This window comes from Acidobacteriota bacterium, assembly GCA_018268895.1.
Taxonomy (GTDB): domain Bacteria; phylum Acidobacteriota; class Terriglobia; order Terriglobales; family Acidobacteriaceae; genus Edaphobacter.
The window spans coordinates 475,822-500,407 of the sequence record JAFDVP010000012.1; the positions used below are offsets into that span (position 1 = coordinate 475,822).

The following is a 24,586-nucleotide window of genomic DNA, read 5'->3' on the forward strand; positions in this document are numbered from 1 at the left end:
CCTTACCCTCTCGCTTCCGTCTAGAAGACGTTCTCGCGTCTTATAGATCGCTTCTTTCTATGTCTCTGCTAAGTCTTTGAAAGAAACTATCGACGATGTTCTCTAGGGTCAAGCACCGTATGAATCACTAAATAAATTTCATTTGATGAAATATACAGTAAAGATCAAATACTGTGAGATTGTCCCGCTAATTCAATAAGATATTGCTTTTTACAAGCAAATTTACCTCGCCTTATTATGAGGAACTTATTTGAAAGTATTACAATTGCTGAAATTATTTCAGGAGTAACGAAATGGCTGAATCCCAGTCGGGGCGCTACATGGTGAGATCCATCGTTCGGGCCGCAGAAATCCTAACGGCTTTCGAAACACCGGGTGAGGTGTTGCATCTGCGTGATTTTGTCACCAGAACAGGTTTGGATAGAGCTACGGCGTTTCGCCTATTGCATACTCTGAGCGCTTGTGGATTTCTGGAGAAGCAGGGAACGAATCGATATGGGGCGCCAATTCAACTCCGCAAGCGCATGAAATACAGAATCGGATTTGCAAGCGGCGGAGACCAATCTCTTTTTAATAAAGAAATTACGCAAGGGTTAATGAAGGCAGCCGAAGACTACAACGTCGATATTGTTGTCGCCGACAATCGATTTAGTCGCAAACACGCTTTGCGCGCGATCGAAAGCCTCGTGAAAGAACGTGTCGACCTCATTATTGAATATCAGACTGACTATAGCGTCGCTCCGATTGTTGCTCAGAAGTGTGCAGCCGCAAACATTCCTTTGATTGCAGTTGAGGTGCCTCATCCAGGGGCGATGTATTTTGGCGCCAACAATTATGAAGCGGGACTAATTGGAGGCCGTCATCTTGCTGCTTGGGCTAGGGTGCGTTGGAAGGGAAACGTGGACGAAATTATCCTGATGGAACAGCACCGAGCCGGTCCGTTACCACAGGCGCGTCTAGCTGGGTCACTGGCAGGGCTGGCTGAATCGCTACCACAGAGCCAACATTGCCCCGTTGTCCATCTTGATGGCGACGACGATTTAGGACGAAGCTTGTCAGTTGTCCGTCGGCATTTACGGTATACAAAATCAAAACGCATCTTGGTTTTCGCGCTCGGCGATATGGGCGCGCTCGGCGCGCTACAGGCTTTCGAAGAAGCGGGTCGACTGGAGTGCTGCGCGATCATGGGACAGAATGCGGCACCCGAGGCGAGAAGAGAATTGCGTCGGCCAGGAACTCGTCTCATTGGTTCAGTTGCTTACTTTCCCGAGAAGTACGGCCCGGCTTTGCTAAGAATCGCGTTGGATCTGCTGACAGATAAAAAGCTTCCGCCAGCAATCTTCATCAAACATTCTCTTATCACCCCACAGAATGTCGACCGATTCTACCCAAATGATGGGCTTTTGGGTTACGCCTAAACCTCTAGTGCATCTCGTGCCGGCCCACTAGGTACTCTCCAAGTCCTCTGCCTGTCTCACCGTCTCGCGTATTTCAAAAAAATTGCGCAAACACAACAAGAATCCTGGAGCAGGGCCCTATTCGTCCAGTCAAACCTGTGACCCAGGAAGCTCTGAAGGATTCGACTGGGTACAGTTCTAGCATCTCTTGACCGAAGTCGGAACGAATTCTGATGGCGTGTATGCCGTTACGTATACAGCGTAGCGACAGTGAATCAGCAGCAAAGGCCCTGCCTCCCTTGCAAAGAGCGGCAGCGCGGAGTAACAGGCAGAGAAGTGCAACAGCGGTCCAGGGCATTTTCGGCATTCTAGTTCCACAGACACCGTAAGCCTCACATTGGTTCCCGTTTCTTCGGGTTGACCGACCGGAAGGTGAGATTGCCCGCAAACCTAACGAGTTGATAATCACCCCCCGACAACGATTAGTGCCAATTGTCGGCAATGCGGAACTTTGGGGAGGGCGGCGTCAACGAGCGCGTAATCGCCGATACACTCATCGAGCTTCCTTTCATAGCTCGTCTTGCTATGAAAGGAAGATGCTTTATGCTTTAATAGCAGACGAGGCAATTAAAGCATGCCCAAAGACGAAAAACCCGGTAGTCGCAGCCACTATGTGACTTCCACCCTCTCCGGTGAGAGGATCCGGGCCTTCGTCCCGCCACCTCTACCGCCCAGTCCGAAGGCGCTTGATATTGCCTCGCTTCAGACTATCCTCGCTGAAGCGAATCAGGCGATCGGTCGACTCGACGGCATGACCTCTGCTCTCCCCGACCCCAGGCTCTTTCTCTACTCCTATGTTCGTAAAGAGGCTGTGCTCTCCTCTCAGATTGAAGGGACACAATCCTCACTTTCAGACCTTTTACTTTATGAGAACGCAGAGACGCCAGGGGTTCCGCTCGACGATGTGCAGGAAGTCTCGAACTACGTGGCCGCCCTGAATCACGGCCTCAAGCGGCTGCGCGATGGCTTTCCTCTCTCCCTCCGCCTCATACGGGAGATCCACGAAGTCCTGCTGTCGAACGGACGTGGCAGTCATGCTCAGCCGGGACAGTTCAGGAAGAGCCAGAATTGGATCGGAGGCAGTCGGCCCGGTAACGCGGCATATGTACCGCCGCCGCCGGAGTATGTGCTGGACTGTATGGGACAACTTGAAACCTTCGTCCATCAAGAGGGTCCATCCCTTCCCTTGTTGGTAAGAGCCGGCCTTGTCCATGCACAGTTCGAATCAATCCATCCGTTTCTCGACGGTAACGGCAGGGTTGGAAGACTGCTCATCACCTTTATGCTCTGTGCCGAAGAGGTGCTGCGAGAGCCTGTCCTTTACCTCAGCCTTTTCTTTAAAAAGCATCGCCGTTTGTACTACGACCGCCTCAATGGAACGCGAGGAAGCGAAGGGTGGACGGAATGGCTCGACTTCTTTCTGCAGGGCGTGCGGGATACCGCGAATCAGGCGGCACGGATGGCCGACAGCATCGACAGACTCTTCCGCAAGGATAAAGAAAAGATCGAGCTGTTTGGACGGGGTGCTGCTTCTGCTCTATTGATCTATCGATATGCTCAGGCCAACCCGCTCTTCTCGATCAAGAACGCTGCCCGCGAAACGAAGGTGAGTTTCCCGACCGCTTCCTCCGCAGTGGCTCGCATGACAGAAGCTGGCATTCTGCGGGAGTCCAGTGGCAAACGAAGAGACCGTCTGTTTCTTTATGAAGGCTACTTGGACATCCTCAACCGGGATACGTAGTTCAGGCATTAGTGAAGTCTAGTTCACTAATGCCTGCTCGCTAAACTTGGCCAATCCCTCCATCAGCTCGCGTAGAAAGACCTCACGTCTAGGCACTTCAGAAGGAAGGTCGCCAAATAAGTCAGCGGCTTGCTGTTCTTTCTTCAAAAGACGCTCATACTCGTCCTCTTCAATGGTTCCGTCGCTCAGTAGGAGATAGTAGTCAACCTCATTTTGCTGCCCACGACGATGTATCCGGTCAAGGCTCTGCAAGTAGTGAGCGGCCTGGGGCGAGAACGATTCATAGATTGCGACATGAGACCGTGTCAGAGTCAGTCCGGCACCAGCCGCCGCTGGGTTCGCTACGAACAACATTGTTGTATCGTCAGTTTGGAACTGCGTCACAGCCTGCGCACGGGCGTGAGGATCAGCAACAGACCCGTCGATCCTGACGGGGTTGTATTGGGCGTACCGCTTGAAGATCACATCGAGAGACCGCCTGAAGAACGACCAGACAATAACCTTCTCGAGATGCCCCCCAATGAACTTGCGGAGCATCTCGTCCATTGCCAAGAGCTTTGAAGGGGTTTCAATATGGGTCGTATCAACTTGGTCAGGGCAACTGCATATCTGTAGGAGGCGTGTCCGGCGAGCCATGAAGGACGCCGCGCGCGCGTTAAACTCATGCTCCGTCGTTTGCTCTACTTCTGCGACTAAGGAGCTCAGTTTGTCCTTATATAGGCGGGCTTGAGCCTGAGCCAGGGGAACTTGGACACGATGGAAGGACTTCGAGGGCAGGTTAGGCAGGATCTCCACTTTCAGTCTGCGGAGGTACACCCCTTTATTCTCAATCGTCCTTTTCACGACCCGACGTAGTTCAGAAGTGTCTTCGGGGAGAGCCACGCCATCGAACGTAACACCTGCGTCAGCAATATCGAACTGGTGGATGACATCAGAGGCGGCGTTCGGTGCCGGCGTCCCGCAGAGCATCCAGCACCTGTCACAGAGGTTGCGGAGCCGCCGGATAGCGGCAGACCGCTTCGCATCCCGGTTCTTCACGAAGAAACTCTCGTCTACGATCAGTACCACTCTGCCGAGTTTACGGTTGATCAGAGATGTAAGAGTATCTTCAAGTGCTTGTGCCGTCTCATAGTTCGTGACGTAGACGTCGCTCGCTTCGATGAGCCTAGTGTACTTGTCTTCTCTAGACCCGCTGACCACGTTCACACTGTAAGCAGTGCCGGTGAACCGCCGGAAGTCCTTATCCCATTCACCGAGCATGTTCTTTGGAGCAAAGATGAGCAGAGTGCTTGCGGCGTTCATCTTCTTCAGCCTGTCGAATGCATGTATCCCCATCACAGTCTTTCCAGACCCCTGTTCATCAAAGAGACAGATGCCATGCACTACTGGATCGGTCATTGCTGCCACGGCGATCCGCTGGTGGAGATCCAGCTTCTCCCGGAGGTCATACTGTCCAAGCTCTCGGTCGGCTTCGCCAGGTTGCTGGAGACGCAGGACGCGTGCCCGCGCCTTGGGCGCGTCAGCAAAGTTACGCCCTAAAGTATCTGCATACCGCGCAGCTACGTCTGTCCATTCAAAGTCCCTCGACATAGGTCTTGCGCGCAGCGCTAGAGCAGTGGTCTTGCTCAACACCAATGCACCGGCATCCACACGGAAGGAAGCGACGGGGTCTATCGTCCGCAGCGAATCGATAGCTCCCCGGCGTTCTACCGAAGTCTTCGTCCGGCTCACGAAGTTGCCGCAATCGGGGTCAACGTCAATCAGGATCATGTTTGGCCTACTTGCGCACCGCTTGAGCCATCCTGGCTACAATCCCGGCAATTGACTGAAGGTCCTGCACGGCTTCAGGGTCGAGGTCTGCGATCTCCTCGGCGCTAAGGCTATCTAGGAAGCGTTTGAACGCTACGACGCGGTCGTTGTTGGCCATTGCCTTCCGAGCAATACCTGCAACATTAATCCAGTCGATAGAGTCTTTGACCGCCTTGGGACCATCGCCGGTTACGAAGATGTCACGAGCCCGCCGATCCGCAGAGATCGCGGGGATCTTGCGTACTTGGACGAAACTCGCAAAGTCTCCGTCATACAGCCTCTCGAACACCTTGGCTCGCAGCTCAGGGTCGCTGTTCAGAGTGTTGACCACTTGAGTCTTAGTAAGCTCGTCGAAATATTCAAAGTGCCTCTGCGCGCTCCACTTGATGGCGAAGTCGTCCTTCGCGGCCTTGCCGGTCTCTTCATCGACTTCAGAGTGGTGGTCATGGAACTCCTGGATGAAGTCCATCATCTTCAGGAAGCGTTCAACCTGTCCCTTCGATATCCCGAACTCGTCAACGAGTCGAGCGATTGCCTGCTGCTTGGAAAGGCGCTCACTCTTCAGCTCCTGGTACTTCCCGTAGACTCGCGTGGCTTTGATGTAGTTCGGCCAGGGCAAGCGACAGTCGTCGACAAAATTCTCTTCAACAAGGACGGCATCGAGGTCGTCCTTGCCGCAGAGAGGGCTGAGCACATAGGACGGCAGCGACTTGACCATATCGAGAGTCGCACGGTCGTTGGACTTCTCTGCTTCCCTGAGCTTCATCAGAGAGGCAAAGTAGCGACGGTTACCGTCCAGGAGGATGCCCTCAGCCGTGATCACGATCTTCTGGCGGACACCGTTCTTGACTATGCTCTCCCCAAGAGGCTTCAAGTCGAACTCGGAGTTAGGGTCATGCATCATCCACTGGAGGATGTCTTCGTTCGTGGGCAGCGTCTCCCCGTGGTCACGCTTCCATTTCTCGACGAAGAGGTCAATGCGCACATTACCTACCCAGCCGACAACGTCCTTGGTCTGTACGTACCCGTTCCACACTTCCACCTTGCGGCGGTGGAAGTACCGCACTTCGTAGCGCGGTGCCTGCCAAGGTTCTTGACCCTCCCAGACCAGGATTGGGGGTGGTGAGGCCTTGAACTCGGTTGCGGTACTTGTAGTCGTTGCTGCTGTCCCGTTCTGCATCTCTCTCCGCCTTTCGTATCCTTGCTTCTACTTCTTAGGAGCAGGTAACCCCACAGGTCTCCACCTGGGAGCATCAGACACATTGAACCCAGTTTCTTTCAGTAACTTACACACCGTCTTCCCGGCCCGTGCGAGTGTCATCTGGAAGTTCTTTTCGGTCATGCCGATCTCTTCCGCAAGCTCTCTTTGGGTACAGGAACGTCCTCGATCGGCATAGAGCAGCAGGACTTGGCGCTGACGCGCTGGTAGCCGGTCGACCGCCGCGGTCAGTCCAAGGTTCTGCGCTGAGGAGGAGATGGGATCGGATGATACCTTATCCTCATCGAGCTCAGCGTGGAGCACTATGCCGATGACCGCTTCATCGCTCTCCTCGGTAGACTTCTTTCTGTTACGGTCTTCAGTTTCCGTTGTCGCGCTACCGTCTTCGACCACTCCTATTAAGAGAGGTCGGGAGTTCTCAAGGGGGTCTACCTCGCGCCTTCCCCAATCACGCGAGGCGAGGTTCTGCACGGTGGTTACGAGGTAACCGACTAGGTCGTCTGGGATAGAACGTGTCCTGCGGATCGTCTGCATCGCGGCTACGACGGCGCCGTGCGCTAGCTCGACTTCGGTGGAGTGCTTCCTGTGCCAGTCAGCTGCGCTGATGCTCCTCACTCGATCCAAGAGTTCAGGATAGGCAAGATTTAAAGCGAGTTCGAGTTCGGCATGGAACGGGTCGAGGCCGTCCTCTCCGTCGCGCTCCACGGACGCGGCTGAGGTCTCGTCTTCATACAGAGGAGCTGACCCATATGCGGCCTCGCACGAGTTATCGTCTCCTAATGCACCGTGCTCCTCGCCGTATCCGCCCACGTCCACTCCTACCTTGCAGGAGCATCGCACCCCACAAGGCGCCTTTCCTGATAGAAGTTGCAAACTTGGGTCAAGGGACAGGCACCACACTTGGGAGCCAGAGCGCGGCACAGTTCGCGCCCATGTGAGATAGCGTTGACGTGGAACCCATATCGGAGCCTCGGAGCTATTACGGTCTCAAGTTGCTCATGGGCCATGTCTCGGCGCGTCTCCGCAGGGATGAGACCTAACCTCATCGCCACTCGCCAGACGTGGGTGTCGACTGGTAGCACAGGCCGTTTCAACGAATACATCAAAACGCATTTGGCAGTCTTCGTCTGCACGCCGGGGAGAGAAGTGAGATAGGTCTCGGCTCGACGGGTTGACCACCTCGTAATGGGTTCGAGCGTGACCTCGTGGAAGTCTTCATACACCCTATCCAGTATCGCTTTGATACGGGGGGCCTTCTGATTACTTAACCCTGCATCCTTAATCAGCGACCGCAACCTGCGTAGCTGCATCCTCCGCACGTCTTCCCATTCGGGAGCGCGCTCCTTGAGGCGGTCATAAACGCGTTCAAAACTCGGTGATGTCGTCATCTGGGACAGCAAGATGAAGACCAGTTCGTCGAGCGGGTCAGACTTGTTGTTGTGGTGGGGCGAACCATACGTTTCATGGAGGATCGCTGCAATACGGGCCGCTTTGAGACGCAGGAGCTTCAGTTCGGGAAGGTCGCTTCCGCCCTTTGCGCTGAACCTCACTTGATCCTGTAAGCCGCTCTGCTCCATCACTCTTAAAGTGTAGCGATGGCACCATATCGCCACAACATTTCTAGCAACGGTAACGAGCGCGAGTCGTGCTCCGAGAGCTCTGGCTCCATGCTTTACCGTCAGACTGGACCTCTCTTAAGACTCTAGCTAGAATGAATCTATGAAGAGGGTAAGGAAAGTTAAGAGCACAGAGAACCCAGGAAAGAACGCCATTTCCCTCTTCTCGGGAGCAATGGGCCTCGACCTGGGTTTAAGATCTGCCGGCTTCAGTATCAGGTCGGTGCTCGAAGTAAATAAGGCGGCCATCGATACGATCCATCTGAATGCACCTCGCCTTCCAGAACTGTCCGATGATGCCATCCTTCACAAGTCAGTGTCCGATATAACTGCTGGGGAGATACTAGAAGCCGCGGGCCTACGGCGTGAAGAAGTAACTCTAATGTCGGCAGGCCCTTGCTGTCAGTCCTTCAGCACTGCAGGCAAACGCGGTTCCATGTCCGACCCGCGCGGTGGACTCTTCTATGAGTTCTGCCGACTACTCCAGGAGATCCGGCCTCGGTTCTTCGTAATGGAGAACGTGCGGGGTGTCCTTTCAGCAGCGGTCAAACACCGTACTCTGAACGAGCGCGGGCCTGGGCATAAACCCCTAACGCAGGAAGAGACGTTTGGGTCAGCGCTTAAGCTGATTTTGCAGGAGCTAAAGTCTCTCGACTACTACGTCACATTCGGGATTCTGAACTCGGCAGATTTCGGAGTGCCTCAAAAGCGCTGGCGCGTTTTTTTTATTGGTAGCCGAGACGGAGAAAATATCTCCCTTCCCAAACCAACGCACACTGCACCAGAAGTAGCTGCGGAATTGGGCCTTGAGCCTTGGGTGACACTCCGACAGACGATCGAGCATGTGGAGTCGTATCGCTGGAACCCTTTTGCAGAAAGCAGGCTGAAGCTACTTAAGAAGCTGAAGGCAGGTGAGAACTGGCGAGACCTCCCGGAACGCCTACACAGGGAAGCCCTTGGCGCCGCCCTAGATTCTTGGGGAGGGCGGAGTGGCTTCTGCCGCCGCCTTGCCTGGGATGAGCCAGCTCCAACATTGACAACAGCGCCAGATGGGAGAGCGACCACTCTCTGTCACCCAACCGAAGACCGACCACTATCTCTTGAAGAGTACGCAGTCTTGCAGCAATTCCCCTCTTGGTGGAAGTTTTCTGGCAGCACTTCGCAGCAATATACCCAGATCGGTAATGCTGTCCCACTAGGTTTTGGAGAAGCCATAGGTAGCAGCCTCTTAGCAACGATGGAACGAACAAGGATCAAGGGGCTTCCCGCAGATCACAATGAACGAGCAGGGAAAATTATTTGCGCAGATAAAATAGTCGAGCGGGCCGTTCTAAACAAGAAGAAGACGCAACTTCATCCGCCACACCTTCGCAAGAACTCCGATCTCGACGCTGCGAAAAAGTGGCTATCAAGGGCTGGGACAGAACAGGGAGAGATCAGAACCACTCGCAAGAGGCTGCCTACGAACTCTCGGTAGCAACTTTTCGTGCGGTGCATCCAGCTTGCGTTCCATGCGGTGGAAGGCCGCCCGAGTTCCCAAATCGCCAAAGCACTTACTGAGAAATCGGATCGACTCTCAGAAGATCAACTTCTTCCCTAAGAACGAAACGAGAGCGGTTATTTACATTTGGAGCCTTCGGTTAACAGGCGGCCAAGAGTCACTGGAGTAGCTGTGTTTTCTTGGAGTTACTTGGAGCCGAATGCGCCCTTTGGAGCGCGTTCGGCTCCAACTGTGTCCTATTCTGTGTCTAACTTTCTCGACTCATACCGTGCGATTCTAATCGCTACTTTCAGTTGATCCAGATTCACCGGGCGGGTCATTAGCTCATTAGCCGTCCAAATCGTCTTCGCAAATGGACGAATCGGTGGGGCCAGGTCAAGGTCACTTCCGCTCCTCCATGGATCTGAAATCATGTTCGCTGACGTACTGATACAGGGGAGCAGGTCACTCCCAATTGGAGCTCATGTCCTATCCGCGCTCCCCAAAGCTGCCATTTGTCAGGTGATGCTCGGAACTGCCCATCCAAACAGATATCCCAGACTAGTGTAAAGAACCTATGATCAGCCACCCTGCACTCAGAATGCCACTAGAGATAAACACAGCGCGGTAGAGGGGACGCCGATTCTTTAAACCGGATAACACGGTGATGCAAATGGAAAGACATACCATCGGCACACTCATTCTCCATACGGAAAGCTGGGTAAGTCTTTCTGAGGAAAGTATGGTGGCAACAAAAAGCAAAGCGCTGGCAGAGTTGAGATACAGCACAACTCGGGCCAGACGGCCTGAGTTATGCGACGGATCATGATGCAAAATCCACCACGCTCTTGCGGTAAAGATAATAGGGGCCATCGCTACCAAAGCCGAACCCGCCACAAACGAATCCATCGTGTCGCCTCAGGGTGTTATTCTGCGATCATAAAATCACTTCCTATAAATATGGATACTTGTGCAAAGCCTTTGTGAGCGAAGAATGGCTCCTTAGCATTTGTTAGAACCAGAATGGCGTCGGCCTACGCCCGTAATAAGGTTTAGGAGGCATGTTGGGGTTCACAGCATCGGCACCGGCTCCTGAGAGATAGTCTCTGGTTGCATCTATGGCGTCCTGATGCCAATAAGCGTCGGGACCTTGGTGAGCCATATTACGTGAATTACCGTACCAAGGGCGATAATCATGAGAGCCGGAGTATGAATCTTGAACGGCATGTAATCCGCGCGCAAAATCCCACAGGCCGTTCTTTCTGCCTGCCATAGATCTTACAAAGTCGGCAGTACCGTCATGAGCCTCCTTTGGCGTCTGAACTGGACCGTCAGGGAGATATCCGCTCATTCCATGCTGATTTGCATCAACAGCTGAAGTATCTTGAGTTCCATTGAAATCGACGGCAGCAACCATGAGTCCGAGCGTTGCGGAATCTAACATTCCTAGTTCCGCCGATCTCGCGCCTTGGTACGTTTCGTATACATGGACTATGGAGTTTGACGTACCTAGAGGATCTGTGTAGTTCAATGGATTGTTGCTCGTGTAAGCATACAGATTGATGCCGCCAGCAATTCCGATGGGATCTTCTGAGAGAAATCTACCCGTCGCGGGACTATAATATCTGGAGCGGTAATAGTAGAGACCGGCAGTGTCGATCTCACGCCCGGTGTAAGCAAAACTGTTCGTAGTGGATGCGCCCGATACCGTCGTGTTGCCAAACGGTTCATAGCTGTACTGAGTCTGGACAGTTCCGTTTGTATCGGTCAGCGCCACGGTACTACCTAGCGCATCAGTTAATAAAGTTGACGTCCCAGACGAATCGGTTCGAGTGAAGATTTCGTCAACCCCTCCAGTTAACAGATTCGCAGTAGGTGAGCCGGCACTAAGTTCCTGTACCGGATTCGCTCCGTCGTACAGGATATTTGTGCTCGCCACTCCAGATATGGTTTTGGTGATTCGCCGGCCGAAGGGATCGTAAGCGTATGTAGCTGCGCCTCCAGAATCGATCGAAACAAGGTGATTGCGAGCATCCCACGAATACGTGTGCAATCCGTCGTTGGTCAGATTTCCATTCACGTCGTATGTAAGAGGCATCGACCTTGATTGTGTTAGCTGGTTGGCGGCATTGTAGACGTTCCCAGTCATGGCCTGCGGCAAGACGGTTCGTGCAAAGCTGCCGGTGACTGAACTCTCGCGGCCGGCACCATCGTAGCTATACTGCAAATCACCTATAGGCAGAGACGCTTTGCTATACGTAAGACTGGTGAGCTGCGATGCAGCGTCGTATGCATAGGTAGCGAGAACCCCATTGGGCTGCAGCATGCTTGTCCTTCGGCCAACGGAATCATAGCCTAGCTGAACGTTCACTGTACCCTGAGTGATCTGAGTCAACCGATTGCCAGTGTCGTAAGAGTAAGAGATCTGGGGTTGTCCGGTGACTGTCATAGTCAGGCGTCTTCCTATGGCGTCGGTGGTGTAGCTTATGGAACCTTGCGGTGAGGTAACGGACGCTACGTGATCGAGATTATCGTAGCCGACCGTCATCGTGCCTGCTATTGAGTCGGATGCTTGCGTCAGCCGATTGCCTGCATCCCACGTATATGTGATTGTGCTCTCAAAGGCAGGCCCGGCTTGTGTGCCGAAGCCAACAAAGGTTAAACGGTCGAGGCCGTCGTATTGGTAAGATGTTATCTTTCCGCGCCGATCCGTATAACGAATTAGATTCCCATTTGGATCGTAGATTGAAGAATCTGGATTCCCCAACGGATCGGTCTTCGTCTGAAGACGGTCCATGTTGTCGAAGATAAACGTTGTGGGATTGGCCGTGTTTCGCGCGTCGGTTACGCTTGTCGTATTTCCGTTCGGATCGTATCCAAAGGCTGTCGAGCCAGCAGATGGATCGACGATTTGCATAATTTGGTTAAGGGAATCAAAAGTCGTTTGGACACTTTGGCCAAGAGGATTAGTAATAGAAGCAACTCTGCCCGCTTCATCCACAAAGTAAGACATGGCTCGTTGAAGAGGATCGGTGATTCCACTCAGATCGCCGCCCAAATACGCCATTTGTGTAGTGTTCCCAGCAGCGTCCGTTGCAGATACCAGTTGGCCAGCGGGGTTGTACGATAGCGAACTGCTCGAACCATCTGCATTCGTAATCCCAATGAGATTACCGGTGGCGTCGTGCTGGAATGCGACGGTACGCCCAACAGCATCTGTTACAGAGGCTAACTGATTGAATTGCGACTCATATACGAACGAGGTTGTCGTTGCATTCGGGGTTCCACTCAAGTGCGTAACACTTGTTGTGTTGCCCATCGAGTCGTACGTGTAGCTCGTCGTCCGGTTGAGACCATCTGTGATTCCCAATAAAAGCCCTGTTCCTGCCTGAACGTTGTAGGTGACAGCCTGCTGCTCCGGCTTCCCGGATGCACGAATTTCCGAGCTCATGAATCCATCCGCATTAAAGAAGACCTTGCGAACATTGCCTCGTGGATCGGTTACATCGGTCTCGCTGGCAGTTAATCCTTGTTTGACATAGGTAGTATCGATTCCCCCGCTGTTCAACACATACTTGAATAAGTAGGTAGAGCCATCGACCATGACTTGTTTCGACACCATATTATGAGTGTCATAGTAGTTCGTTATATAGGTGATATTCCTGGGGTCCTTGATGGTTGTCATGTTATTGTTGGTGTCGTAGCCAAAGGTAGTCGTCCCACTGTTAGCATCTTTTACTGTGCTGAGCCGACCATTCGTGTCGTATGTGTAGAACACGGTACGGCCGGCGTTATCGGACGCCTGTGTGACCCGGTTCGAGGGATCGTAGGTGTACTGAATCCATCTTCCGTTCGGCGATGTAATACGGGTCAGATTGTTGTTCGGGTCCCGAGTGAATGTCAGGGCGTTTCCATTCCGGTCAGTTGTACCGATCAACGCCGCCTGCAAAAAGTTTGTTGCCCCGCTGCTCTCGGGGAAAAACATTTTTGATCCATTCTTCATGCTGAGTGTCCAGCCGGTTCCATTCCAAACGATCTGGGAGCCGTAGTATGGCGTCGAAGCAACGAGGCATTTGAGTACTGCGTCGGTCCAACTGGTCCCGGGCGAAACGCGGTCGTAGTGAATGCGCCCTCCGTCCGGTTGAATAAGATCCATATACGTATAGGCGCTACCATCACCGATAAGATAGATGTCATAGTTTGACATCGTTCCGATACCAAATGCATGTGAAACAGGGTCCATCTGGCGATATGTACGCGTCAGCTGGATTGGAATAATATCGGGCAAGGCGAGGTCCGTCTTGCTGTACACGAACAGTCCCGTTTCCAAATTGACTGGATCGCCTGCGACGCAAGTAGCTGGCGGCCCAGTACACCCAGGAGGCGGACCTAACGGAGGGCCGGGGGGTCCACCAACCATAGCCCCTGTGAATTCATAAATGACGACACCCGGGTTGGGAACGACCTGCTTCGCGTCGGCCGTCACGAATCCTTGGCCGTATACATACCAGCCTTTTGAGTCCGCATCGTAATTCCAAAAATTGAATGATGACTGCGGTGGCTGGTTGTATGTGTTTGGGTAAAATAAGCGCGCACCTTGCGTTCCACCTGGTTCGTCATATCCCTCTAGGTAAGCGCCTCCCGGCTGGATTGTGAAGTAGATAGGCACTCTGACACCCTTTGGTAACGGGAATGGTGGCTGATTGACTGGGATTGGAGTGATTCCAATTTTCGTAACAAGTTTGTCGTTTCGATCATGAATGACCGCTCCCGCCGGTAAATGGAGTTCGAGCCCTGGCAGAAGTGCGTTGGTAACGATCATCTCTCGATCGGTTGGAGAGGGGAGAGTCACCTCGTCCGTGGTATCCAGCGCCGTCATCCAAATGGTGTAATCGAGGACATTCGTCTTCTTTGCCACGATGTCGACGCCGTCCTCATATATCCCGTAGGTCAAATCCCTGTTTTGCGCTGTCGAACCATCAATCCACATCACATGGTGACCGCTCGGAACGTCGGTTAGCAAGAAGCGTCCGGTCCGGTCCGTGCGTGTAACACGGTCTCCGATTTGTAGTGTTGTGTTGAGCAGCGGCTCGCCGTTGAGCTGTAACACTTGGCCGGAAACAGCAGTTACTCCTTTGTGCGCCTGCAATGGAGGCAACTTTCGTGCAGGAGAGTTGAACGGATCAGCCGGAGCTGGCGGTGCACCGCTGGGGGCTGCGGGGGATTGTGCGCCACCCTCTGTCGTGAAGCGAATAGTCGTATCTGAAAGCTGCGTTCCAGAAGTATCCGTCGCGCCTTGAATAGCCAAGACGTATTCGCTCCCGGCAAGCAACTCCTGTGATGGAGTAACAAAGGCGAGCATTCCAGCCTCGGCAGGAATAACCGATACAGGGACATTTCCCTTCGGTCCGCGGAGCGTAACGGTTTTATCCGTGATACTTGTGACTGCTAGTTGTCTTGAGAACCTCAAATCGACGACAACGGATAGAGGGACATCTTGTGCTCCATCCAAGGGAATGGATTCTGAGATGGATGGGATTGCCGTATCACTATCAACGGGTTTGTTCTGCAGAATCTGAGTCAGTTGAAGCGTTGGATAGATGATCTCCCCCGTCGTCAGCTGCTTACCTTCAGCATCAATTCCTCCCCACAAAAGAACTGAACCGTCGGACCGTAACGATCCAGTGTGCGCCTGCCTCGCAATCCGCAACTTAAAAGAGGCGGGCTGACCAAGAGAGATCCGATAATCCCAAACCTCCAATGTATCCGTCGATTTGCCAGATTTTGAAATGCCTCCAGCGATCAGTACCCGGCCATCCGTGATCAGAGTTGCGGTATGAAACGCGCGAGGGGTAAGACCGGCTGTGTTGACGGCCTGAAAAGTGAGGGTCGCTGGGTCGAATATTTCACCGTCCTGCAGCACTTGCCCATCTGATCCGATACCACCGAAGATGAGAACAGCACCGTTGGGTAAAACCGTCGCGGTGTGGCCGTACCGCGCCTCTACGAGACCATTTGAGAGCTGCCTGGATGTGTCGGCTGCGAGGTCCCTGATAAAGACTGCCGTGGTTGGATGATTCCCAACCTGACCGCCAATAGAAAGTAGATTGCCATTAGGCAGCAGAGTGAATGTATTGCCCGCTATCTTTTCGTCTTTCGCGTTGGTTGCAGAAACTGCCGTGCCAACAGATGAGTATGAAGCATTTTTAAAATAAGCCCGTTCCAGCACCCTCGTAGAGGGCCGATCAAACCCACGAGTTGTACGTTGAGCAGCCACGCGGGGAACACTGCACTGGCCAAGAAGGATAGTGGCAACAGCGATACGCCAACCAGTCGATATTAGTTTCTCAACACTTACGCTCATAGGTCGCTCTCAATCGTTGGAACATTGGCTTCGTTTAGTCTGTGATACTGATACTCTCCGACTACCTTTGCTGTCGGGCTCAATAAGCTAGTGATACGTTGCTGTCACTCCACCAACTCCATTGCCGGGATCAATCAGCACCGAGTACGTTCCCGTACTGGGCAGCGTCATATTGCCAGTGTCGAGATTGCCTGCACCACAACTTAGTGGGTTAGACAACGTACTGCCGTCCGGGTTCAGGATCGTGTATCGCACGCACGTGTTGTACGACCCACTGGTAAAGGCGAGATCGATGACTTGGCTAGCTGTCCCACTGAATGTGAGATCGAAGATTTGCCCAGCCAACGTACTGCTCACCGTGAGAGGTGTGTTGTATTGAAGGGCCTGATTGATCCTTTGCGTAAGCGTTGCCGTTACTCCACCGACTCCGTTGCCGGGATCGAGCAAGACTGAGTAGGTTCCAGTACTTGGTAGTGTCAAATTACCTGTCGATAAATTACCTGAGCCGCAACTTAGCGGGTTAGATAATGTACTGCCGTCCGGGTTCAGGATCGTATATCGCACGCACGTGTTGTACGTGCCATTGGTAAAGGCGAGATCGATGACCTGACTTGCTGTTCCGCTGAAAGTGAGATTGAAGATTTGCCCAGCCAACGTACTGTTCACCGAAACAGGAGTATTCAGCTGTAGTGTTTGGTTACTACGTTGGGTCAGCATTGCTGTTGCCCCGCCCACCCCGTTGCCCGGATCAATCAGCACGGAGTACGTCCCCGTACTCGGCAGTGTCAGATTGCCTGTCGATAAATTACCTGAGCCGCAACTTAGCGGGTTAGATAATGTACTTCCATCCGGGTTCAGGATCGTATATCGCACGCACGTGTTGTACGAACCATTGGTGAAGGCAAGGTCGATAACCTGGCTTGCTGTTCCGCTGAACGTGAGATCGAAGATTTGTCCAGCCAACGTACTGCTCACCGAAAGCGGCGTATTGAATTGCAGCGTCTGGTTTATCTCCTGCGTTAGGGTTGCTGTTACTCCACCAACTCCGTTGCCAGGGTCGAGCCACACCGAGTATGTCCCGGTGCCAGGCAGCGTCAGATTGCCTGTCGATAAATTGCCTGAGCCGCAACTTAGCGGGTTAGACAATGTGCTGCCGTTAGGGTTCAGGATCGTGTATCTCACGCAGGTGTTGTACGTGCCATTAGTGAAGGCAAGATCGACGATCTGGCCAGCAGTTCCACTGAAGGAGAGATTGAAGATTTGCCCAGTCGCAGTACTGCTGACCGAAAGCGGTGTCCAATGACCCACCGCCCCTGACTTCCGCGCTTGTCCAGGTTGCTCGATCCTTCAATCTGTTGCTGATTCACGAGAGGTGCCCAAAACGCTGGCGTATAAAACGCTTCGGTGCCGCGAAACCCCGGCGGCGCGACCCCAAGAATCGTGTAGGCAAACTTGTTCAGTCGAACAGTACGGCCCACCACACCTGTGTCTCCCTGGAAATGGCTCTGCCAAAAGGCATAACTGAACACAATGTAAGGAGCGCTGTTCGGCCCATTCTCATCTGTACCGTGGAAGAAGCGACCTAAATAAGGATGAACTCCCAATACATCAAAGTAATTGCCGCTTGCCGTGTACAACCAGACCGGAGATGGGTTTCCATCCGTATCCAGACCAGCCGTTGATATTTCGTAAGCTATGAGACCGTCGAAGCTCCGATTGCGGTCACGCAAATCGACGTAATCGGGATACGACATCCCGGGAGAATGGCCCTTGCCAACCTCAATCTGGTAGAGGTTTTGCCCGTCCGAAACGTTCAGCGGACGCAGCACTAGCCCATTCAGCAGGCTAAAGACAACTGCATTCGCACCTATACACAATGTCAATGTCAGTATGGCCGTCAGCGTAAATCCGGGGGATTTACCCAAATGCCGTAGTGCAAATCGCACATCAGCAACAATGCTCTCCACGGTTGGCCACTGCCACACTTCGCGGCTGCGCTCTTCCAGTACTGTCCGGTTACCGAAAGCTCGACGGGCTTTTTTCTCGGCTTCCTCGCGGCTCATGCCTTCGCCCATCAACTGCTCCGCGTGCTCTTCCACGTGAAGACGAATTTCCTCGGAGAGTTCCTCGTAAAGCTTGCCGCGACGAAATATATCTGGTATCCAGCTCATTTGGGAACTCCTCTTGATTGGTCCGTCAGTTCGCTGTGCCCTTGCTCGTATCAAGGACCAGTGCAATGCCTGCGAACATGCGTTCGAAACTGGAGATCTGTTGTTCCAGATGGCGCAGACCTGAAGCCGTGATCTGGTAGGTTCGCACTCGGCGATTGTTTGAGGAGATGCCCCACTCCGCCTTTACCAGCTTTGCCTTGAGCAGCCTCTGCAGCGCCGGATAGAGCGAACCTTCTTCCACCTGAAGCAGATTCTTGGATCGTTGCTGAATGTGTTGGACCAGCGCATATCCGTGGGCTGGCTGGCGGCGAAGCGACTCGAGAATCATCATTTCGAGTGCACCAGGAAATAGATCGCGAGAAGTCGTTTCTGTCATAGGCTTGTTTGCTACAGGCATAGAGTGAACAAGTATAGTCTTTTTCTCAACAAGAAATTCGGTCGAACCCTTTCCGGGGGTGAGGTTTTGAGGTCAACTGGCGAGAACAGCCGCCACAGTCATCGAAATCGGCAGAGGCCGATTCGTCATCAATGAGTGCATTGGCGATTTGGCACTCGTTGACGGAACGCGTTTCACAGGACTTAGAGGGCGAGTTCTGCCGATAGCTCCTGTAAACTTTCATTGGTACGTGCCTGTTTTCGCACAAAGGAGTAGTCGAGTGGCAACGATTTATTGCGTGTGCGGCCCAGTTGCATCCGGTAAGAGCACTTATTCGACAACTCTCGCCAAACAGAACGGTGCAATTGTTTTCTCCATAGACAAGTGGATGAACACGCTCTTCGGTAAGGATATCCCCGTAGGTTCAGGTCCAAGCGACTTTGCATGGTTTTCAGAACGCGTTGACGGTTGTGAGGAACAATCCTGGCAGATTGTCGAGCAACTGTTGCGGCGTGACGTGAACGTGGTACTTGACTGGGGCTTTATCCGCCGGGAGCGTCGTAATAAGGTCAATCAGAGAGCCGCCGCTAGTGACTACAAGGTCGAGTGGCACGTTCTTGAGAGCGACAAAGAGGTCAGGCGAGAACGCTTGGAAGGACGGAACGAAAACGGTGGCGCAACTTTCGCCTTTCAAGTGACACCAGCTATGTTCGATTTCGCGGAACGCCTCTACGAACCACCGCAGAAGGATGAGCTTCCCTCCGCGATCCGTTCCCAATCGTGAGCTGAGCACGGCCTGCGGTTCAGTACCGATATCTCGGCTTCTGTTTACTAATCCCATCGCGATGAGTGACTCGGCGATTTACCAACAACTGGCAAGAGAATGGATGGATTTGCCCATTATTCAGTTCGCAAGGCCTGCATTGGGTCGACGCGCGTGGCGCGTAGCGCGGGAAACCAGGCGGCGGCCAGCGACACGGCTGCCAGGAGGAATGCGGAGACTGCGAAGACGAACATGTTGAGTCCGCGCAGAGGAAGCGGAGACCCGGACTGAAATCGCGCTAGTGCCAACATCGCGGGTTCTGCGAGTGCAGTTCCACAGAGAAGTCCGAAGAGGGTGTTGCGAAGGGCTTGCCTGGTGACAGAACGGAAGATGGTGCCGCGATCTGCGCCGAGCACCATCTTGATTCCAAACTCGCGGGTGCGTTGATTGACGGCGAAGGAAAGAACTCCGTAGACGCCGACAACAGCCATAAGCAATCCGATGGAGGCCATGATGAGGATGATCCCGGCCAGCGAACGCATCTGCTCGGCATCGGCTTCGAGGGATTCCCATATGCTCTCCGGGGCAATCAGTTGTGTGCGGTCGAGAGACCTCACCGTGTCTCTGATCGCGTTCTCAACGGGTTTTGGATCGCCGGAGAAACGTACGAAAAGCCCACCGTCCAGTGTGGATGGATCGCGGAGTGTATAGAGGCGCGGACCATCGGTGACGCCGAAGCTTTCAGACTGTGTGTCCGCTGCAAGGCCAACGATGGTGAGGCGGCGGGTATCAGGCGTGATGATCGACTTGCCGAGGGGATCCTCTGCCTGCCAGAATTCTCTTGCGAATGCCTGGGAGACAATTGCGACGGAGTCCGCATTGGGTGAGGTGGGATCGGCGGAGTTAAAGGCGCGGCCTTTGATCAGCGGGATGTCGAAGGTTGAAAAAAAGCCGCTCGAGACGTTATTGACCGAGGTAGGTTTGCCCTGTCCCGCGGTCTGGTCAGGCAGGCGAATCTCGGTTGGGGGAACCCGGCGAAAGGGCCCAAGGCTGGCGTAGGCAAGCGACAGGACGCCGGGGATCGCGAGGATGCGCGATTCGAGGGTGCGGTTGAAGGTGAGTGCGTTGGCGCGGTTCGCAGCCGACGAGTCCACTCTGACCGGCACGCCTATCGTGTGGCGCATATCGAAGCCTGGGTTCATGCCGGTGATCAGGCTGGGCAGGCGGCCAAACATCACGGCCGCGCATACGAGCACGAAGCCAAGGGCGATCTGCACGATGATCAGTCCGCTGGTGGATCGGGAACGCATAGTGGCAGCAGCCTCTCGCCCCTTCAACGCAGTAAGCAGGTCGAGTTTCCACGCGGCACGAATAGGCATGAGCGAAGAGATAATGGTCGCCAGCACAACGAGAACGGCGAGATAGCAGAACACTAGCCAATTGGGGTGAATCATCAAGACACTTCTGGCCCGGCTGGCGTTGATGACATTCATGATCATCAGTGGGACGCGGTAGACAAGCAGGATGCTGAGTGCCCCGCCGACGGCAGCTGTCATCAGGCTCTCGGCCAGAAGCATGCGGGCGAGCTGTCCGCGTCCAGCACCAAGCGCCAGACGAACGGCGATCTCACCGCGTCGCGTAACGGTGCGCGAGAGAAAGAGCATCGTCACGTTACAGCATGCCAGCAGCAGAATGAGCGTGAGCGGCCCCAAGATGAAGATCATCATCGCGACCACGCGATCGCGAATGGCAGGATTTTCGATGAACGATCCGTTGGTAAGGACGAGAACCGTTTTGCGATTGAAGGCAGAGACCTGACGCTTGACGTAGGCGCGGTCCTGCTGGCTCATGATGGTTGATAGCTCGGACTGCGCATCGGATCGAGAGAAACCGGGGCGCAAACGACCTGCTACCGCGAGCCATGGTGTAGACGGGCTGTTGAGCGAGTCTCTGCCCTGTTCGAGCATCGGCTCTGTCGTGTAGGGGATGAAGACGCCGCCAGGCAGGAAGTTTGCTGCGTCTGAGGAGACGATGCCGACGACTTGGAAGAGCGAGCCGTTCAGGCGAATCGTCTTTCCGATGATGCTAGAGTCGCCGCCTAGCTCGGTTTTCCATGTGGATTCGCTGATTACAGCTATCTGTGTGGCGGAACCTCGGCTACAGTCGCCTGACGCGAAGAAGCGTCCCATAAGCGGGCGATCGATGCCGAAGACATGGAAGTAGTTGCAGGTGGCCAGCACTGTTGCGTTCGGCTTTCCCTCGTCGAGCGTTGGGGACGAGACCTGCCATGCGGCGATGTCTTCAAGGGCCTTTGAGCGGCTGCGCATGGAGTCATAGTCTTCTGTGGTGAACGAGGAGTACTGATCCTCGCGCATGAACCAACCCGTGTAGCGTGGATAGACCTGCACGAAGCTGTGCGCGTCTTTGAGGGTTGGCGGCAGAAGAAAGAGTGAGTTCAACAGTGTGAAAACACCTGCGTTGAGGCCGATGCCAAAGGCCAGTGCGAGGATGGCCACGGCGGAGAGCAGAGGTGCCCGACGTGCCGAGCGTAGGGCGTGGAGAATGTCGTGCCAGAAGCGCTCGACCGGGGCCCAGCCCCAGGCTTCATGCGTCTGCTCGCGGATGAGAGCGATGTTGCCGAAGGCGCGGCGGGCGGCGTGGACCGCCTCATCCGGCGGCATGCCACGTTCGCATTGTTCCTCTTCTTCGAGCTCGAGATCCGCACGCAGCTCGCGCTCAAGATCCGCATTCCGTTTGTTAATCTGCCACCATCGCATCTCAGCCCTCCTTGGAGGAGGCAGGCCACATCACGCGGGCAACCGCTTCCATCATCTGCTTCCACTGCGACTCTTCAACCAGGAGCTGCTTTTTGCCCTTTTCCGTCAGCTGGTAATACTTGAACTCCCGATTGCGATCAGGAGCTGTCTCCCATTTGGACGCGACCCAGCCTCGTCCCTCCAGGCGGTGCAGCGCCGGATAGAGCGAGCCATGCTGCATCTGCAGGAAGTCGTTTGTTGTTTGCTGGATGTGCTTTCCGATCTGGTGTCCGTGGGCAGGCCCATAGAGCAGCGTCCTGAGTATCAGCATATCCAGCGTTCCCTGCAGAATCGCGGCTCGCTGCTTTCCCTGTTCTTTGACAGAAGTCATTCGATCCTCGATGACCGAGGGTAGTTATCCGACCATCACCTGTCAAGAAGCAATCAGTCGACGGATCATCGAATGATGACTTCAGCCCGAGTCACTCATTGATAATGATTCCTGTGATGGAAGCAGGATAGGTAACGAAAAGCTCTCTCTTGTTAATCAATGACTCTAAGCAGACAATTGGCATTCTAGCAATGACAGGTAAATGGATCGTCGCAGAGCAGGAGTCAAGGTTGCGAAACTGGTCTAGTTAATTACCGAAAGTTGCAGCGCACCGCCAACTGGCGGCACGGGCCTTGACGCCTGCCTTCTCTGCGGCGAGTAAAATCCTCCATTCGGACGAATGCCATCAGGATGCAGCCGCTTGGTAGCGGCTGCATGGTATTGTCCGTCGAGTTCGATGCCGAGATATCTGCGATTGAGGATCTTCGCTGCCAGCAGAGTCGAACCTGAACCGCAGAATGGATCTAGAACTAAATCCTGCTTCTGCGTAAAGGCCTCGATCAGCGGCTTCAGGGCTGTTACCGGTTTCTGGGTGGGATGAAGCTTGTTGCCGGAGTAAGGCATATCGATCATGTCCGGGGTCGGATTCTCCGGGAGTGCTGGATTCCCTTTTGCCAGCAGATAGGCCTGTTCGTGCTGGTACTTCAGAAAGCGTGACTTCGATGCGTACTGCTTGCGGAAGACGAGATGGCCGACGATGTGAAAACCTGCGCTACGCCATGCGTGGAAGAACTTATCGACCTGTGTCCAGCCGTAGAACGAGACCATAAACCGGTCCTGTTTGAGAACTCGATATGTTTCGCTGAATGCCGGTATGAGCCAGTCAGAGTTGCTGTCGTTCTGGATAGAGCGTCCATCCCGGTCTTGATACCGAACCAGGTAAGGTGGATCGGTCAGGATGAAGTCGGTGCTGTTGGCCGGCAGGCTACGCATAATCGAGATGCAATCTCCATGAAGAACTGTATTGGTTGGAACTGAGGTTTGGTTGATTCGATTCGTCTGCATGATGTCGCTCCGTAGGTGGTCTCCCGATGACTCGGGGCACACAGAGCGGAGCTAAGCGAGTGGGTCCGGCTTCCAAGGCCAAGGACCGCTTTTTCGGAGGGACCCGAAAGAAAGTTGCCGCGTTGTTTGCGGAAAGTTTGTTATGGGAGGAACCGGAAAAGCAGAGGTCTGCCGTGCCGCAGGACGCCGGGATTACCCCGAGCGCGTGCCCGAGTCAGCGGAGAACACATACTGCTGGAGGGAACATCGACGAACGAGCAATCCAACTCTGAACCATCAGATCCTCATAGAGAAATTGCACTCATGTCAGCTAGCCATTTGCCGACCGTTGTCCGAACGCAATCATGGCATCCCGGAAAGACAATATCTGCGAACTGCGATTCTCGGTTCTCCATGCAATCGCGGTCTCAAGCTGGATGGAATCGGCGAGAGGCTTGTACAGCACATCGTCTCGCTTCATGCGGCCTGCAGAGCTTCGCATCAGCCCGATACTGCGATGAGCAGGTACGTGATCCAGCAACTCGATCAGACTGGCGACCGGCAAAATGGATGAGGCTTCGATCCCTGTCTTCAAGAGCATCGCCTCTGTGCTGACTGCACCCGGATCGATCTGTCGCGAAACCATTACGATCTGCTCCTTCTTTAGCTCGAAGAGTCTGACCATGGGTCTTTGCACCAGTGGATGGCTCTTGGGAAGGACCGCGATCAATGCTTCAGAGAGAATTGGATGGAAAGCTATGCCACGGCTCCTGAGCGGAAGGTCCACGACGGCTAGATCCAGCCTGCCGCGATGCAGAGCCAGCAATAGTTCTGGCGTATAGATGGTGACACACTCCACTGCCACTGGCTCTGATGCCTTTTGTGCCGCTTCAACAAGGGTCCTTATACGAGGAAGATTGCAAAGAGTCGAAAGACCGATTCGTAGCTTCTGCTCTTTCTCGCGATTCAGTGCATGAACCAGCGATACCGCGCGGCGGCTGTGCTCCAACGTTTTGTTCGCCTCTTTCTCGAAGATCCTTCCCGCCTGGGTCAGCCGAACCTCTCGCGGAAGACGCTCGAAGAGCTGTGCCTCAAGACTGACCTCCACAGCGCGAACCTGTCGCCACAGAGATGACTGCGCTACATGGCACCGTTTGGCAGCTCTTGTAAAACTGCGTTCCTCGGCCACGGCAAGGAAGTACCGCATCTGCCGTAGCTCGATCTCCGTCTGCACTCGCTCAACGTAAGCGAGAAAGAAAGGAACGATTATTGCTTTTTCGAGCAGATCATTGCACCTAGGGCAATAATTCTGACCCAGCTGCATTGAGATTTACATGTAAGTGGATTCACTCGGATCTCCCCAAGCTTGGAGCTGGCGCTCGCTGATCCTGCCGTTGGCGAACATCGAGATTCGGAATCATTGCCGCAAACGAATTGATCTATCCGAATAAGCATCGGT

General features: G+C 54.0%; 17 protein-coding genes. 4 read left to right on the forward strand and 13 right to left on the reverse strand.

The features are described from left to right. Positions 1-293 precede the first annotated feature (293 nt). Together JSS95_15540 and JSS95_15545 are read left to right on the forward strand one after the other, a co-directional pair. The gene (locus JSS95_15540; protein MBS1801225.1) at positions 294-1,418 is read left to right on the forward strand and encodes a substrate-binding domain-containing protein; all 1,125 of its coding nucleotides are present in this window, start codon (positions 294-296) and stop codon (positions 1,416-1,418) included. 613 nt (positions 1,419-2,031) lie between these two features. Continuing rightward, positions 2,032-3,198, forward strand: coding sequence for a Fic family protein (locus JSS95_15545; GenBank protein MBS1801226.1), 1,167 nt, complete (start codon positions 2,032-2,034; stop codon positions 3,196-3,198). An 18-nt stretch (positions 3,199-3,216) separates the two neighbouring features. On the opposite strand, the gene JSS95_15550 is transcribed toward JSS95_15545, so the two are convergent. From JSS95_15550 to JSS95_15565, 4 genes are read right to left on the reverse strand one after another with little or no spacing between them, the layout of a single operon-like run. Further along, on the reverse strand, positions 3,217-4,968 hold the full coding sequence (locus tag JSS95_15550; protein MBS1801227.1) for a DEAD/DEAH box helicase: 1,752 nt from the start codon (positions 4,966-4,968) through the stop codon (positions 3,217-3,219). A 7-nt stretch (positions 4,969-4,975) separates the two neighbouring features. After that, positions 4,976-6,187 carry a hypothetical protein gene (locus JSS95_15555; GenBank protein MBS1801228.1) on the reverse strand — a complete coding sequence of 404 codons (1,212 nt, stop codon included), beginning with the start codon at positions 6,185-6,187 and terminating at the stop codon, positions 4,976-4,978. Between the two features lie 27 nt (positions 6,188-6,214). Beyond that, positions 6,215-7,036: a sigma-70 family RNA polymerase sigma factor gene (locus JSS95_15560; GenBank protein ID MBS1801229.1), complete on the reverse strand. Its 822-nt coding sequence runs from the start codon at positions 7,034-7,036 to the stop codon at positions 6,215-6,217. A gap of 8 nt (positions 7,037-7,044) precedes the next feature. After that, positions 7,045-7,803 (reverse strand): endonuclease III, encoded by a 759-nt coding sequence (locus tag JSS95_15565; GenBank protein ID MBS1801230.1) that lies wholly within the window; start codon positions 7,801-7,803, stop codon positions 7,045-7,047. 142 nt (positions 7,804-7,945) lie between these two features. Between JSS95_15565 and JSS95_15570 the strand changes: the two genes are divergently transcribed. Continuing rightward, the gene (locus tag JSS95_15570) at positions 7,946-9,319 is read left to right on the forward strand and encodes a DNA cytosine methyltransferase (GenBank protein ID MBS1801231.1); all 1,374 of its coding nucleotides are present in this window, start codon (positions 7,946-7,948) and stop codon (positions 9,317-9,319) included. A gap of 564 nt (positions 9,320-9,883) precedes the next feature. On the opposite strand, the gene JSS95_15575 is transcribed toward JSS95_15570, so the two are convergent. The 5 genes from JSS95_15575 to JSS95_15595 all read right to left on the reverse strand — a co-directional run bounded on the left by JSS95_15575 (position 9,884) and on the right by JSS95_15595 (position 18,233). Further along, positions 9,884-10,231: a hypothetical protein gene (locus tag JSS95_15575; protein ID MBS1801232.1), complete on the reverse strand. Its 348-nt coding sequence runs from the start codon at positions 10,229-10,231 to the stop codon at positions 9,884-9,886. A 103-nt stretch (positions 10,232-10,334) separates the two neighbouring features. Further along, positions 10,335-15,686: an Ig-like domain-containing protein gene (locus JSS95_15580; GenBank protein MBS1801233.1), complete on the reverse strand. Its 5,352-nt coding sequence runs from the start codon at positions 15,684-15,686 to the stop codon at positions 10,335-10,337. A gap of 87 nt (positions 15,687-15,773) precedes the next feature. Continuing rightward, complete coding sequence (locus JSS95_15585) at positions 15,774-16,868, reverse strand: hypothetical protein (GenBank protein ID MBS1801234.1); 1,095 nt, start codon at positions 16,866-16,868, stop codon at positions 15,774-15,776. Then, entirely contained in the window at positions 16,865-17,857 is a 993-nt protein-coding gene (locus JSS95_15590) for an ABC transporter permease (protein ID MBS1801235.1), read from the reverse strand. The genes JSS95_15585 and JSS95_15590 overlap by 4 nt, the downstream gene beginning before the upstream one ends. A gap of 25 nt (positions 17,858-17,882) precedes the next feature. Then, positions 17,883-18,233, reverse strand: coding sequence for a PadR family transcriptional regulator (locus JSS95_15595; protein MBS1801236.1), 351 nt, complete (start codon positions 18,231-18,233; stop codon positions 17,883-17,885). A gap of 280 nt (positions 18,234-18,513) precedes the next feature. On the opposite strand from JSS95_15595, the gene JSS95_15600 reads away from it, so the two are divergent. Continuing rightward, entirely contained in the window at positions 18,514-19,017 is a 504-nt protein-coding gene (locus JSS95_15600; GenBank protein MBS1801237.1) for an ATP-binding protein, read from the forward strand. 116 nt (positions 19,018-19,133) lie between these two features. Here the strand turns inward: JSS95_15600 and JSS95_15605 are convergent, their stop codons facing one another. From JSS95_15605 to JSS95_15620, 4 genes are all read right to left on the reverse strand, one after another. Beyond that, positions 19,134-21,773, reverse strand: coding sequence for an ABC transporter permease (locus JSS95_15605; GenBank protein MBS1801238.1), 2,640 nt, complete (start codon positions 21,771-21,773; stop codon positions 19,134-19,136). A gap of 1 nt (position 21,774) precedes the next feature. Beyond that, on the reverse strand, positions 21,775-22,143 hold the full coding sequence (locus JSS95_15610; protein ID MBS1801239.1) for a PadR family transcriptional regulator: 369 nt from the start codon (positions 22,141-22,143) through the stop codon (positions 21,775-21,777). A gap of 243 nt (positions 22,144-22,386) precedes the next feature. Continuing rightward, positions 22,387-23,148, reverse strand: a complete 762-nt coding sequence (locus JSS95_15615; GenBank protein MBS1801240.1) for a DNA methylase — start codon at positions 23,146-23,148, stop codon at positions 22,387-22,389. Positions 23,149-23,458: 310 nt separating this feature from the next. Next, positions 23,459-24,361 (reverse strand): LysR family transcriptional regulator, encoded by a 903-nt coding sequence (locus JSS95_15620; GenBank protein ID MBS1801241.1) that lies wholly within the window; start codon positions 24,359-24,361, stop codon positions 23,459-23,461. Positions 24,362-24,586 lie beyond the last annotated feature (225 nt).

What these genes read in the sequence shown, in the direction of transcription:
- JSS95_15550 (MBS1801227.1), bottom strand. Translation starts at nt 4,968, where the DNA reads ATGATCCTGATTGACGTTGACCCCGATTGCGGCAACTTCGTGAGCCGG.
- JSS95_15545 (MBS1801226.1), top strand. Translation starts at nt 2,032, where the DNA reads ATGCCCAAAGACGAAAAACCCGGTAGTCGCAGCCACTATGTGACTTCC.
- JSS95_15570 (MBS1801231.1), top strand. Translation starts at nt 7,946, where the DNA reads ATGAAGAGGGTAAGGAAAGTTAAGAGCACAGAGAACCCAGGAAAGAAC.
- JSS95_15575 (MBS1801232.1), bottom strand. Translation starts at nt 10,231, where the DNA reads ATGGATTCGTTTGTGGCGGGTTCGGCTTTGGTAGCGATGGCCCCTATT.
- JSS95_15540 (MBS1801225.1), top strand. Translation starts at nt 294, where the DNA reads ATGGCTGAATCCCAGTCGGGGCGCTACATGGTGAGATCCATCGTTCGG.
- JSS95_15565 (MBS1801230.1), bottom strand. Translation starts at nt 7,803, where the DNA reads ATGGAGCAGAGCGGCTTACAGGATCAAGTGAGGTTCAGCGCAAAGGGC.
- JSS95_15555 (MBS1801228.1), bottom strand. Translation starts at nt 6,187, where the DNA reads ATGCAGAACGGGACAGCAGCAACGACTACAAGTACCGCAACCGAGTTC.
- JSS95_15590 (MBS1801235.1), bottom strand. Translation starts at nt 17,857, where the DNA reads ATGAGCTGGATACCAGATATATTTCGTCGCGGCAAGCTTTACGAGGAA.
- JSS95_15610 (MBS1801239.1), bottom strand. Translation starts at nt 22,143, where the DNA reads ATGACTTCTGTCAAAGAACAGGGAAAGCAGCGAGCCGCGATTCTGCAG.
- JSS95_15615 (MBS1801240.1), bottom strand. Translation starts at nt 23,148, where the DNA reads ATGCAGACGAATCGAATCAACCAAACCTCAGTTCCAACCAATACAGTT.
- JSS95_15605 (MBS1801238.1), bottom strand. Translation starts at nt 21,773, where the DNA reads ATGCGATGGTGGCAGATTAACAAACGGAATGCGGATCTTGAGCGCGAG.
- JSS95_15595 (MBS1801236.1), bottom strand. Translation starts at nt 18,233, where the DNA reads ATGACAGAAACGACTTCTCGCGATCTATTTCCTGGTGCACTCGAAATG.
- JSS95_15580 (MBS1801233.1), bottom strand. Translation starts at nt 15,686, where the DNA reads ATGAGCGTAAGTGTTGAGAAACTAATATCGACTGGTTGGCGTATCGCT.